Origin of the sequence: Arthrobacter sp. ov407 (assembly GCF_900102895.1) — a bacterium.
GTDB lineage: Bacteria > Actinomycetota > Actinomycetes > Actinomycetales > Micrococcaceae > Arthrobacter.
Map to the genome: position 1 here is coordinate 160,558 of NZ_FNGD01000003.1, position 12,841 is coordinate 173,398.

At 68.1% G+C, this 12,841-nt stretch carries 13 protein-coding genes; 3 read left to right on the top strand and 10 right to left on the bottom strand.

Going from position 1 to position 12,841, the window contains the following annotated elements:
* Position 1: 1 nt before the first annotated feature.
* On the bottom strand, positions 2-505 hold the full coding sequence (locus tag BLS42_RS05285; RefSeq protein ID WP_176803203.1) for an HtaA domain-containing protein: 504 nt from the start codon (positions 503-505) through the stop codon (positions 2-4).
* A gap of 184 nt (positions 506-689) precedes the next feature.
* Between BLS42_RS05285 and BLS42_RS05290 the strand changes: the two genes are divergently transcribed.
* The 3 genes from BLS42_RS05290 to BLS42_RS05300 all read left to right on the top strand — a co-directional run bounded on the left by BLS42_RS05290 (position 690) and on the right by BLS42_RS05300 (position 3,416).
* Positions 690-1,673, top strand: a complete 984-nt coding sequence (locus tag BLS42_RS05290; protein WP_090577578.1) for a S1C family serine protease — start codon at positions 690-692, stop codon at positions 1,671-1,673.
* Positions 1,674-2,029: 356 nt separating this feature from the next.
* Entirely contained in the window at positions 2,030-2,968 is a 939-nt protein-coding gene (locus BLS42_RS05295) for an AfsR/SARP family transcriptional regulator (protein ID WP_256336266.1), read from the top strand.
* Between the two features lie 184 nt (positions 2,969-3,152).
* Entirely contained in the window at positions 3,153-3,416 is a 264-nt protein-coding gene (locus BLS42_RS05300) for a hypothetical protein (RefSeq protein WP_090577581.1), read from the top strand.
* Between the two features lie 86 nt (positions 3,417-3,502).
* Here BLS42_RS05300 and BLS42_RS05305 read toward each other — a convergent pair whose 3' ends face one another.
* From BLS42_RS05305 to BLS42_RS05345, 9 genes are read right to left on the bottom strand one after another with little or no spacing between them, the layout of a single operon-like run.
* Positions 3,503-4,123, bottom strand: coding sequence for an L-threonylcarbamoyladenylate synthase (locus BLS42_RS05305; protein ID WP_090577584.1), 621 nt, complete (start codon positions 4,121-4,123; stop codon positions 3,503-3,505).
* Between the two features lie 47 nt (positions 4,124-4,170).
* A complete protein-coding gene (locus BLS42_RS05310) occupies positions 4,171-5,298 on the bottom strand; it encodes an XdhC family protein (RefSeq protein WP_090577587.1) in 1,128 nt (375 codons plus the stop codon).
* A 9-nt stretch (positions 5,299-5,307) separates the two neighbouring features.
* Positions 5,308-6,039, bottom strand: a complete 732-nt coding sequence (locus BLS42_RS05315; RefSeq protein WP_090577589.1) for an SRPBCC family protein — start codon at positions 6,037-6,039, stop codon at positions 5,308-5,310.
* Positions 6,029-7,330, bottom strand: coding sequence for a vWA domain-containing protein (locus BLS42_RS05320; RefSeq protein WP_090577592.1), 1,302 nt, complete (start codon positions 7,328-7,330; stop codon positions 6,029-6,031). The genes BLS42_RS05315 and BLS42_RS05320 overlap by 11 nt, the downstream gene beginning before the upstream one ends.
* Positions 7,323-8,246 (bottom strand): AAA family ATPase, encoded by a 924-nt coding sequence (locus tag BLS42_RS05325; RefSeq protein WP_176803205.1) that lies wholly within the window; start codon positions 8,244-8,246, stop codon positions 7,323-7,325. Before BLS42_RS05325 ends, BLS42_RS05320 begins: the two co-directional genes overlap by 8 nt.
* Positions 8,243-8,932 carry a nucleotidyltransferase family protein gene (locus tag BLS42_RS05330; RefSeq protein WP_090577595.1) on the bottom strand — a complete coding sequence of 230 codons (690 nt, stop codon included), beginning with the start codon at positions 8,930-8,932 and terminating at the stop codon, positions 8,243-8,245. Before BLS42_RS05330 ends, BLS42_RS05325 begins: the two co-directional genes overlap by 4 nt.
* Positions 8,916-9,884, bottom strand: coding sequence for an XdhC family protein (locus BLS42_RS05335; protein WP_090577598.1), 969 nt, complete (start codon positions 9,882-9,884; stop codon positions 8,916-8,918). Before BLS42_RS05335 ends, BLS42_RS05330 begins: the two co-directional genes overlap by 17 nt.
* Positions 9,884-12,277: an aerobic carbon-monoxide dehydrogenase large subunit gene (locus tag BLS42_RS05340; RefSeq protein ID WP_090577601.1), complete on the bottom strand. Its 2,394-nt coding sequence runs from the start codon at positions 12,275-12,277 to the stop codon at positions 9,884-9,886. Before BLS42_RS05340 ends, BLS42_RS05335 begins: the two co-directional genes overlap by 1 nt.
* A complete protein-coding gene (locus BLS42_RS05345; RefSeq protein ID WP_090577604.1) occupies positions 12,274-12,840 on the bottom strand; it encodes a (2Fe-2S)-binding protein in 567 nt (188 codons plus the stop codon). Before BLS42_RS05345 ends, BLS42_RS05340 begins: the two co-directional genes overlap by 4 nt.
* Position 12,841 lies beyond the last annotated feature (1 nt).

A 12,841-nucleotide genomic window follows, 5' to 3' on the forward strand; every position in this document is an offset into this window, starting at 1 on the left:
CTTACGCGGGCACGCGGATGACCAGGGGATCCATCTCCTGGCCTGCGGCGTACTGGCCGTCGAACAGTTCCGACCCCGCTTCGGAGACCGCAACCTCGACGCGCTCCCAGACGAGGAACCCTTCCATGTTGCGGGGGGCGGCAGTACGCAGGGTGCCGACATCCGAGCGGTCCATCCCGCCGCCGTCGCCCGTGCCGATCGACAGGACCCCGTGCCCGGCCGTGAATTCGACCCATGGATCCAGCAGCCGGACGAACATCATTCCGTGGTGTCCGGCAACGCGGACGTCGCCGCGGAACCGCAGCACACCGGTGCCGCTGGCGGGATCGTACTCCGAGCCGGCGGGGGCGAAACAGAACTCGCCGGTCTCGGTCACGGTGGCGCCGGCGGCCGCGGAAACGGCACCGTCCGGGAGTCCGGAAATGTAATCCATAAAGCTGCGCTTGATGCCCCAGGTCAGACCCGGAGGGGGCAGCGGAGCGGGGGAAGCGGACGCTGGTGTCACGTAGGTTCTCCTGGGCTGTCGGGCGGATCTACGTCCGAGCCTAGCCGCGGATCCGCGCCGGGCTGAACTGTTCCACCGAAGCAGCGTCATCCGGCGCATTTCTCTGACGGCGTAGGCACGCCGGGACTACCGCCGGGACGGCGGTGGTTGACTTGGATGAGTACCGGTGAGCAGGAGGTGCACAATGGCCGCGTCCATCAGCAGGGTATCCGGATCCGATGTGTCCGAAGACCCGCTGGATTCCTATTCCGCAACGGTCATCCGCGTGGCAGAGGCTGTCACACAGCACGTTGCAGCGCTCGAAATGACCGGCAACGGGCGCAACGGCAGGTTCAGGGTCGGCGCGGGTTCGGCCGTGCTGTTCACCACGGACGGATATCTGCTCACGAACGCCCACGTGGTGGGCGGCGCCCAGTCCGGCCACGCGGTCTTTGCAGACGGCACCAGCACGGCTGTTGACGTGGTGGGCGCCGACCCGCTGTCCGATCTTGCCGTGGTCCACGGCCGGGCCCCCACGGCGGCACCGGCGGAAATGGGCGACGCCGAATCGCTCCGGGTCGGCCAACTGGTCATCGCCGTGGGCAATCCGCTCGGGCTCGCAGGCTCCGTCACCGCCGGGGTGGTAAGTGGACTGGGCCGTTCCATCCCCGTCTGGTCCGGGCGGAGCCGGCGCGTGATCGAGGACGTCATCCAGACCGATGCCGCCCTCAACCCCGGCAGTTCCGGCGGGGCCCTGGCGGACGCCCGCGGGCGGATCGTCGGCATCAATACCGCCGTGGCCGGAGTCGGGCTCGGCCTGGCCGTTCCCATCAACGCCACGTCCCGGCGGATCATCGCTTCGCTGCTCAAGGACGGCCGCGTCCGCCGGGCCTACCTGGGCCTGGTGAACACGCCGATCCAGTTGCAGCCAAGCGCCGTCGTCCGGACAGGCCGCAGGGAGGGCCTGCTCGTGGTCGAGGTCCTGCCGGGTTCGCCCGCCGAGCGCGCCGGGCTCCGGGCCGGCGACATCCTCCTGAAGGTCGGGCAGATGTACGTCTCCAACGCCGAGAGCCTGCAGAAACTGCTGTTCGCCGAAGCGATCGGGGAGCCCCTGGACCTTGCCGTACTCCGTGACGGCTCGGACCTGCGGCTGGTGGCGGTGCCCGCGGAGATGACCGACAACCAGTAACGAAAATCCAGCCCAGACAGGGCGATTGCCCGGGCTGGAATTATCCCGTCGGGGCCGAATTCGTGCCCAGCTGAACTACTTGGGTCCAATTGGCGACCACCCGCGAAATTACTTGTTTGGCGCCGTAATTACCTGCCCGCCGCTCTACGTCCTTACTCAACGGTACTGACGCCTGTACGCGTCTTTCTTTGGGCGAAAGATCGGGTAGCGGCATGCCTTGTTGCGCCCCGCCGGGCGTGTCACGGTGACATTGGAAAGCCGGAGGGAACAGAGTCTCAGTACGGCCTGGTTTCGATGTTAATCCGGCTCTTCGCAGACGACGGAGTTCGTTTTACCTGGGGAAATCGGAGAATATCGTGGATAGCCCAACGGAAACTACACCCTCCATTTCGGTCCGCCTATTCGGATCATTCGAAGTACGCCGGGACGGCGTGGCGCTCACCGCCGCCGACATGGGCGGATGCAAACCCCGGCACATACTGGAAATTCTTTTGCTGAACCTTGGTACGCCCGTGTCCAAGACCCGCCTGATCGATCTTCTCTGGGGCGCCGGCGCGAGTGATGGCTCCGTGGCGACGCTCGAGAGCTATATCAGCGGTATCCGGCGCGCCATCCAGCCAGGCCAGACCAAGACCGGTCCGCTCCGCACGGCCAACAGCGGTTACGTCCTGGACCCCACCCTCGTGGATCTGGATTTGTTCCGGTTCCGTGAACTGGCCCGCGACGCCGGTGAGTTGCCTCCGGATGAGGCCTACCCGCTGATGCTCGAGGCCCTGGAGATTTCCGCCGAGCCGCTGCTCGGGTTCGAGCTTGCCTCTGACTGGGCAGAAGAGGCGCGCGTGCGCCATGCAGCCGAGAAGGTGGCGCTGAAAATCCTCGCGGCCGAAACGGCGGCACTGCTGAACAAACCGGACGAGGCCGTCAACCTGGTCCAGGCTGCCATTCGGGCGGAACCCCTGAACGAGCGGGCCTGGACGGTACTGGTGACAGCCTATGAACAGGCCGGCCTGCCAGCGGAAGGCCTGGCGGCGTATGACCGCTGCCGCAGGCTCTTTGACCACGACCTTGGCTGCACCCCCGGCCCGGCCCTGCAAGAGGCTCATCTGCGGCTCCTGCGGAAGCGGGCGGAAAGTAATTCCGAACTCTCCGAGGTATTGGCGGCGCTGCTCTATCTGGGTGAGCGGTTGAACGGGCCCAAGAGCAGGCAGTTGGCGGGGGCGGAGTCGCGGCGCATGCATGAGAACGCCGGGCGGGTGCTTGATTCCTTCCTCCAGCGCGTCCGGGCCGCGGTCTAACGCCCCGCATCCCAGTCTCCGGCGGGCCGGCAGGGCCATTTTGAAGGCGCGAATGGCTGTCACCGCCGGGACGACGAGTTAGCTTGGTCACGTGGCCGGGATTCTCGGGAAATTCCGCCGTGCTGGGCCTCATACTGGGAATGACCCTGGCGGGCAGTCCCACCGCCGGGTGTGAGGAGGGCCCATGGAAACCTTGAAGAAAGTCGTCACGAACGAGTACTTCCCCGCAGCCGCAGTGCTGTCCGGGGTCATCCTGTTCTGGATCTTGGGCCTCTTCGGTGGACTGTCCCTCCTGAGCAGCCGCCAGTCCCCGGTGACCACCCTGACCTGGATGATGTTCGTCTATGCCGCAGCGGTACTGTCGCCCCTGGCCGGGCTGGTCGCTGCCATCGACCTCATCCGCCGGTGGCTGCGGAACCGGCAGGCGAGCGCGGCGGAATCCGCCTAGCCTGCCCCCCGCTCAACCGGAACCGCTCAGCCGGCACCGCACCCACCCGTAGCGGACGCCGTGCCGCAGTCGCCGGACGTCTTCCGCTACTCGAAGCGGGAAGGATCACCCATGCCGCGCCGGACGACTTCGGCGACGCCGCTGGAGTAGTCGATCACGGTGGTTGGCTCGGCACCGCAGTCGCCGGAATCGATCACGGCATCCACTACGTGCTCCAGGCGCTCCTTGATCTCCCAGCCCTGAGTAAGAGGCTCCTCCTCATCCGGAAGCAGCAGCGTGCTGGACAGCAGCGGTTCGCCGAGCTCGGCGAGCAGTGCCTGGACCACGTGGTTGTCCGGGATGCGTACGCCCACTGTTTTCTTCTTCGGGTGCAGCAGCCGCTTGGGGACCTCCCGGGTGGCGGGCAGGATGAAGGTGTAGCTGCCCGGCGTGACGGACTTGATGCTGCGGAAGACGTCGTTGTCGATCTGGACGAACTGGCCCAATTGGGCGAAGTCCTTGCAGACGAGCGTGAAGTGGTGTTTGTTATCGAGGTGCCGGATGCTCCTGATCCGGTCCAGGGCTTCCTTGTTTCCCAGCTGCGCGCCTAAGGCGTAGCAGGAATCCGTGGGGTAGGCGATCAGGCCGCCAGAGCGCACGATGTCCACGGCTTGGAGGATCGAACGGGGCTGGGGGTTCTCGGGGTGCACATCGAAGTATCTCGCCATGGCATGAGCTTACGCCCGACGGCGCCCCCGACCACCTCGACGGCGGCTCACAGCTGGTCGTCGTGGTGGATTCGTTCGCCGAGTTGCCGCAGCGGCTCCCCGCTGCCGCTCCACTGCTGGGCGATGAACTCTGCGGCGATGGAAACGGCCGTTTCCTCCGGCGTGCGGGCACCCAGATCCAGTCCCACCGGACTGTGAAGCCTGGACAATTCGGCCTCGCCCAGTCCCGCCTCGCGCAGCCTTGCCATCCTGTCCTCGTGCGTGCGCCTTGATCCCATGGCGCCGATAAAGGCCACGGGGCTGCCGCGCAGGGCCACTTCGAGGACGGGGATGTCGAACTTCGGGTCGTGGGTCAGGACGCACAGCACTGCCCTGGAATCCAGCAGTCCTTGGGCGAATTGGTCGCTCAGATACCGGTGTGGCCACGCGTTGACCACCTCGGCGGCGTCGGGGAATCTCGCGGGCGTGGCGAAAACGGACCGCGCATCACAGACGGTTACCCGGTACCCCAGGTAAGTGCCCAGACGGGCCAGCGCCGCGGCGAAGTCAATGGCGCCGAAGACGATCATGCGTGGCGGCGGCGCGTAGCTGGCGAAGAAGACGCGCATGCCGGTGTCGAGCCGCTCGCCGTCAACGCCGTAGTGCAGGATGCCCGTCCGGCCGGCGGCGAGAAGGCCCTGGGTGTCGTCGCCGACGGCGCGGTTGGTCCGGTCCGAGCCCAGGTCGCCTTCGCATCCTTCCGGCCTGACGATGAGATGCCGCCCCACGCGGTCGGCCTCCGGGTGTTCGATTACCGTGGCAACCCCCACCCGGCGCCCGGCGGCGATGTCCTGCGCGACGGCGTCGAGTTCGGCGAAGCGGCGCTGGGAGACAGGTTCAACGAAGATGTCGATGATTCCACCGCAGGTCAGGCCAACGGCGTAGGCGTCGTCGTCGCTGATCCCGTAGCGCACCAGGGCCGGCTTGCCGTCGTCCTTTACCTGGGTGGCCAGCTCGTACACCGCACCCTCGACGCAGCCGCCGGAGACGGAGCCCACGGCCTCGCCGTCGGCCGTCACCAGCATGGCCGCCCCGGGGAGCCGTGGCGCCGATTTGAAAGTGCTCACGACGGTGGCCAGGCCAGCAGTGGCACCCCTTCGCCAGTCAGGCAACATGGTCGCCAGGACATCGCGCATCGGCACTCCTCAGAGCCTGCCGCACAGCCGGAGCAGCCGGAACGCCGAACGCCGGCCGGCCCAGTAGGCGATGCACGCCACGACGGCGACAACGCCGAGGACTTTGACCGGGCTGGACAGCTGCTCCGCCGCGATTCCCTTGGCCAGGCTCAGCCCATCCAGGCTGCCGCCCGGCGCGGCCGACGCCGGGACCGGCTCCGGGACAGCTGCGGGGGCAGGTTGCCCCGCGGCCGACGCCGGTTCCGGGACAACCGTCGGGACCGGCGCCGCAGGGGCTTCCGCGACTGGAGGTGCCCCCTCTGTGAGCATGGCCTGCAGGTTATTCGCGAAGAGGGACATCATCTGCTCCGTGACGCTCCCGATCACTCCCTTGCCCATGGCGGCGGCCTTGCCGGACAGCGCGAGATCTGCGTTGACGGCCCCTCGCGTGGCCGCGCCGTCTTCGGCCAGCGTCAGCGTGACGGTCGCCTCGGCGGTGCCCTGTCCGCGGGTCTCCTGGGCCTTGCCGCCAAGAACGGCGCGGCGTTCCGAGGCGTTTCTTTCGATGACGTTCAGCAGGCCCTTGTATTGCATCGTGACCGGCCCGAGCTTTACCGTCATGCCCACTTGGTAGGCGTCGTCCGAGAGCCTGTTCAGGATCTTGGCACCCGGAAGGCAACCGGCCACCCTTTCAAAGTCCATCAGCGTGTCCCACACCCGGTCTATCGGTGCGACCACCGAGAACGTGCTGTCAATTTGCATGAGCTGGTTCCTTGCCTCTCGCTCGTCCGTGCCCCTGTCCAGATTGCGGGCCGTCACCCCGAATCGCGGCCGCCAGCTCTGCCAAAGCCCGGTAGCTGTGGCCGCTGACGAATGCGTCGCAATAGGGAAGCGCTGCTGCCATGCCGCCCACGAGGGGCTGGTACTGCGGCGCCGCCTTGCGCGGGTTCACCCAGATGATCCTGTGGGCGAGCCGGCGCAGGCGGGCCATCTGCGCCGCGACCTGTTCCGGATCCTCGCAGGCCCAGCCGTCCGAAAACACCACCACCACAGCGCCCCGCGCCAGTCCGCGGCGGCCGTGCTCGTCGACGAAGCGCCGGAGGCCTTCGGCGATCCGGGTTCCGCTGGCCCAGTCCGGCGCGGAGACAGCGGCGCGGGCCAGAGCCTGGTCCGGATCGCGCAGGGCCAGCTGCCGCGTAAGCCTGGTCAGCCTCGTGGAGAAGACAAAGGCTTCGGCCCCGGCCCCGGTCACAGCGCCCTGCAACAGGGATACAAAGACGCGCGCATAGGGTTCCATCGATCCGGAAACATCACACAGCAGCACCAGTTTGCGGCGCTGCTCGCGCCGGCGGGCATACAGCAGCAGCGGTGCATCGGTACCGGAACGCCGGGCAGCGCGCACTGTCGCCCGGACGTCCAGGCTCGCTGTGCTGTGTGCCGACGTGCGGGTGCGGCGGCTCAGGCGCAACGGCGTCGCCAGCTGCAGCGCCGCAGCCAGCCGCCGCACATCACCAACTTCATCGGCAGAAAGCTCGGCAAACGATGCCTCATGCAGATGTTCGTCCGCGGAAACCATGGCAAGGACGGCCTCCCGATCGGCGGGACGGCCCTCCGCCGAGCTGTCCCGGCCCGGAGAAGCCACGAACGGATGCTGGCGCGTACCGGGGGCCGTGCCCACTTTCCGAGTGCCCGGCGCTGCGGGCCTGGTCCGCGGCCCCGGATCGGGCGGCGTCTGCACTGCCGGGCGGGCCGCACTGCCCGGTTGAGCGGTGCCGGCACTCCCGCGGAACACTGCTGCGAAGACGGCATCAAAGAGGGGCACCTGTTCGCGCGCGGATACGAGCACCACGCGGCAGGTCCAGTAGAGCTGCTCAAGCTGGTTTGGGGGGATCAGATGGAGCGCCTCGGCCAGCCGCGCCGCCCGGTCCGGCGACGTAGCAAGGCCGGCCCTCCGGATTGCCGTGACGAACGCGGCGGACAAGGCTGCTGCCTCGACCCGTGGCGGCCGCCCCGCGGCGCTGTAGTTTTGGGCGGCGCTGTTGTTTTCAGCCATCGGTGCCGTCCACAAGCCAGGCCGCGCCGCGGGAGCCGACGAGCTCGAGGTCATCACGGTTCTTGACGATGGAACCCCACGTTTGCTCGGTGATGCCGGGGTCGATCCGTTCCACCCCGAGCACGGCCAGGGCGGAGACCCAGTCGATTGCCTCGGATATGCCGGGCGGCTTGGCGAGATCCAGCGTCCGCAACCGGGTTATGACGGCCGCGGCTTGGAGCGCCAACGGGCCGCTGCTGGCGGGCACCCGGCGGCGCACGATCTCGGCGATCCGGGCCGGTCCAGGGTAGTCGATCCAGTGGTACAGGCAGCGGCGGGTCAAGGCATCATGAAGGTCCCGCGTCCGGTTTGAAGTGAGGATCACGATGGGGGGATGGGTGGCGCGGATTGTGCCCAGTTCCGGAATGGTGACGGCGGATTCCGCCAGAAGTTCAAACGTGAAGGCCTCGAACTCGGCGTCGGCCCGGTCGATCTCGTCAAGGAGCAGCACGGCAGGCCGCGGGCCGGAATGCTCCAGCGCCTGCAGGAGCGGCCGCCGCAGAAGGTACTGGGGGGCGAAGAGGTCAGTTTCCGTGACCTCGGTGTCGCGGACTTCGGCCAGCCGGATGCCGAGCAGCTGGCGTTGGTGGTTCCATTCGTAGAGGGCCTCACCGGCGTCGATTCCCTCGTAGCATTGCAGCCGGTACAGCGGGGTGTCGAGGAGTTCGGCCAGCGCCTTCGCGGCCTCCGTTTTCCCGACTCCCGCCTCGCCTTCGAGCAGGATGGGCTGCGGCAGTCGGACTGCCAGGAACAGGGCCGTTGCCAGTCCGACGTCGGCCAGGTAGTTGGTGCGGTCCAGCGCGGCCATCAGCGACCCGACATCCGGGACCCTGCGCCGTACGTCTTCCTCCGCCCCGGCCCGCGCCGCCGTCGTCATACGGCCCCCTGCAGTCCGCCAAGAATGCGCCTGTAGTCCTCCTCGGTGTCCACGTCCAGGGGGACGGGACCGGGCGTGCGGACCTCGACGACGTCGTCCGCCCGCTGTTCGAGGAGCTTCCAGACTGCTTTGTCCCCGTGCAGGGCGGCCAAGTCCGGCAGCAGGCGCCGGGCAATCGCCAGCGGGTGGCCCACGCCGTCGTCGTAGCGGCACACCGCGATGCCGGCCGAACCAGCACCGGCTCCGCCGGAAGGGACGCCGGAAGGGGCGTCGGACCCCGTCTGGAGCAGGGCGCCGAGCACGGCCCGGACGCTCGCGGCCCGGACACCGGGCTGATCGCCGAGCAACAGGACCACGGCGTCGGTATCCGGATGCAGGGCAACGAGCGCGGTGGCGATCGAGGACGCGCACCCATCGCCGAAGTCCGGGTTGAGCACCACCTCGCAGCCGCTGGTATCGACGGTGTGCTCTACCTCGGCCGCCGCGCCGCCCAGGGCCAGCACCGTCTGGTCGAACTCGCAGGCTCGTGCGGTCGCCAGGACGGCATCGAGCAGGACTCCCGTGCCGTAGGGCAGGAGCTGTTTGGGCCGACCCAGACGTCGGGACGCACCCGCGGCCAGGATGATTCCCGCGGTCCGGGGTCCGGGGCGTCCGGCTGTCAGCAGAGGTTCAGGCCGTGAGGGCATAGCGCTCCGGATCTTTACGGAAGGCGGCGCGGCAGCCGGGTGAGCAGAAGTAGACGGTGATCCCGTTGTGTTCCAGATGCAGGGAAGACTCGACGGCCGGGACGGACATGCCGCACACCGGGTCGACCGCGCTCGCCGGCCCTGACTCCGTTGGCCCTGTTTCCGTGGGCGCCCCCATGCCTGTGGGCGCTTCGGCAGCGGCCGCCGCAAGGGGCGGGGCAGCGCGCCGCGCCTTGGACCGTTCCCCAACCAGTTGGGCCAGGATTGCAAGCGCAATCTCCCCGGGGGTCCGGGCGCCGAGTTGCAGCCCTGCGGGCGTGAAAACCCGCCGCCGCAGGGCGTTGTCGACGTCTAGGGATCCCAGAACGGCGGCGCCGCGGGTTTCGCTGGCCACGAGGGCAACGTAGGGGACGCCCGCGCGCAGGGCGGCCTCCAGCGCACCCTCCTCCGCTTTTCCGTGCGAGGCGACGATCAATGCCGCGTCATCGCCGCGGGGATCGGCGGATTCGCCGTCCGTGAGTTCGACTTCGAGGCCGACGCCGGAACCGAGCGTCGCCAGGGCCTGCGCCACCGGCGTCGTGCCCACCACCAGGACTCGGGGCGCCGGTATCCGCGGCTGGAGGAAAATCTCGATCGCCCCGCCGCTGAGGCAGGGGTTGGAGACCTCGACGGCGCCTTCCTCCACGGTGCGGGACGGTTCTCCGGGCAGCACCCGCAACAGAAGGGGTTCCTGTGAGGCCAGAACCTGCAGGCTGTACTCGCGCACCGATGCCTCCACACAGTTCCCGCCCACAAAGCCGTGGATCTCTCCGGTCGGCAGCACCAGGGCCGTGTCCCCGGCGTGGGCGCTCGTGGGACGCTGGGCGCGGACCACCGTGGCGTGGACGAACGGCTCGCGGCGGCTGGCGAGCTCATCGGCCCTGGCGGCCAAGGATCCTGCGGTGGTGGTCATCAGATCGGCGGCCTGGCCCGGCCCTGCATGGCTGCCCAGACGCGGGCCGGGGTGCAGGGCATGTCCATATGGGTGACGCCGAACGGCGCCAGGGCGTCGACAATGGCGTTGACGATCGCCGGCGGGGAGCCGACGGTGGCGGACTCGCCGATGCCCTTCGCCCCGATCGGGTGGTGCGGGGAGGGGGTGACAGTGAATCCAGTTTCCCAGTCCGGCACCTCCATGGCCGTGGGGATCAGATAGTCCATGAAGGACCCGGCGAGGCAGTTGCCGGCCTCGTCGAACTCGATGATCTCCATCAGGGCCATGCCGACACCGTCCGTCAGTCCGCCGTGCACCTGGCCTTCGATGATCATCGGGTTGATCCTGGTGCCGCAGTCATCCACCGCGATGAAGCGCCGCACCTTGACCTGCCCCGTGCCGGGGTCGACGTCGACGACGCAGATGTAGGCGCCGAACGGGAAGGTGAGGTTCGGCGGGTCGTAGGTGACCTCGGCGTCGAGGTTGCCGTCCACGCCCTCGGGCAACGCGACGGTGCCGTGGGCGCCCATGGCGATCTCGGCGATCGTCTTGCCGACGCTCGGGTCGCCCTTGACGAACCAGCGGCCCTTTTCCCATTCGAGGTCCTCGGGGCGCGTCTCGAGCATGGCCCCGGCGATCAGTTTCGCCTTCTCGCGCACTTTCCGGGCAACAAGGGCCACGGCGCCGCCGCTGACCGGCGTCGAACGGCTGCCGTACGTGCCCAATCCGAACGGGGTCTGGTCCGTGTCCCCGTGCACCACCTCGATGTCCTCCGGCGGGATGCCGAGTTCCTCGGCCACGATCTGGGCGAAGGTGGTCTCGTGGCCCTGGCCCTGGCTCTGCACCGAGATGCGCACCACGGCCTTGCCGGTGGGGTGCACGCGCAGCTCGGCGCCGTCGGCCATGCCCAGGCCCACAATGTCGAAGTGCTTCCGGGGGCCGGCTCCCACGACTTCCGTGAAGAAGGACACCCCGATGCCCATGAGTTCCCCGCGCTCGCGCTCTTCGGCCTGTTCGCGGCGAAGGTCCTCGTACCCGGCGAGCTGCATGGAGAGCCGCATGGCGGCCTCGTAGTTGCCCGAGTCGTAGACCCAGCCGGTCTTGTTCGCGTAGGGGAACTGCTCCGGCTTGATGAAGTTCTTGAGCCGCAGCTCTGCCGGGTCCATGTCCAGTTTGCGGGCCAGGACGTCCACCATCCGCTCCACCAGATAGACGGCCTCGGTGACGCGGAACGAGCAGGCATAGGCGACACCGCCGGGCGCCTTGTTCGTATAGACGCCGGTGACGGAGCAGTAGGCGGCCTTCAGGTCGTAGCTTCCCGTGAAGATGGAGAAAAATCCGGCCGGGGTCTTGGTGGGCTGGGCCGTGGCGTTGAACGCGCCGTGGTCGGCCAGCACGTGGGTGCGCAGTGCAAGGATCTTGCCGTCCTTGGTCGCCGCGATCTCGCCCTGCATGATGTAGTCCCGGGCGAATGAGGTGGACATCAGGTTCTCGGAGCGGTCCTCCACCCATTTGACCGGGCGGCCGGAGACGATCGAACCGACGACGGCGAGGACGTAGCCGGGATAGATCCCGACCTTGTTGCCGAAGCCGCCGCCGATGTCGGGGGAGACAATCCGGATCTTGTGCTCGGGGATGCCTGCGACGATCGCGAACAGGGTCCGGTGCGCGTGCGGGGCCTGGGTGGTCTCGTAGAGCGTCAGCTTGCCGTTGACGGCGTCGAAATCGGCGACGGCGCCGCACGTCTCCATCGGGGCGGGATGGACCCGCGGGTACACGACCTCCTGGCTGACCACGACATCCGCGGAAGCGAACACCGCATCGGTTTCGGCCTTGTCGCCGATCTCCCAGTCGAAAATCCGGTTGTCCGTCCGGCCCTCGATCTCGTCACGGATCACCGGTGCGTCCGGGTCAAGCGCCTTGCGGGCGTCCACCAGCGGGGGAAGTACATCGTATTCGACGTCGATCAGCTCAAGGGCGTCACGGGCAGCGTACCGGTCCTCGGCCACGACGAACGCGACTTCCTGGCCCTGGAACCGCACTTTGTCGGTGACCAGCACGGCCTGGACGTCCGCGGAGAGCGTCGGTGCCCACGCGAGCTTGAGGCCCAGGAGGTCCTTGCCGGTGATGACTGCCACCACTTTCGGATGCGCCAGGGCGTTGGTGGTGTCGATGGACACGAGCCGGGCGTGCGCCACCGGAGCGCGCAGGATGGCGCCGTGCAGCATCCCCGGCAGCACGATGTCATCCAGGTAGTGACCCTTGCCGCGCACGAAGCGCGGGTCTTCCTTCCGCTGGATGCGGCCGTAGCCGATCGGGCGGTCCTCATCGCCTGCGGCCGGGTTTGACGGCCGGTCATGGATGACGGTCATGCCTTCACCTCTGAGTTCTCTGTCTCCGTGGCGACGTCTGGGACGGCGGTGTCAGTGCCGTCGAGGACCTCATCGGCCGCCGGCGCGTCGCCCATGCCGGTGCCGGCAGGATGGGCGGCGGCCCATTGCACCGAGCGGACGATCGTGGCGTAACCCGTGCACCGGCAGATCTGCCCGGAAATGGCCTGCCTGATCTCGGTGTCGTCCGGGTGCGGATTCTTATCAAGGAGTGCCCGGGCCGTCAGCATCATCCCAGGGGTGCAGAAGCCGCACTGCAGTCCGTGCTCCTCCATGAAGCCCTGCTGCACGGGGTCCAGGGTGCCGCCGGTGGCCAGTCCCTCGACGGTGCGGATGTCGTGCCCCGCGGCCATGGCGGCCAGGACGGTGCAGGACTTCACGGGCTGTCCGTCCATCAGGACCACGCACGTCCCGCAGTTGCTCGTATCGCATCCCCAGTGCGTTCCAGTGAGGCCAAGGACCTCGCGGATGTAGTGGACCAGCAGCACGCGGGGCTCAATCTCGCTCGTGACGTCGCTGCCGTTAACGGTCATGCTGATCTGCATC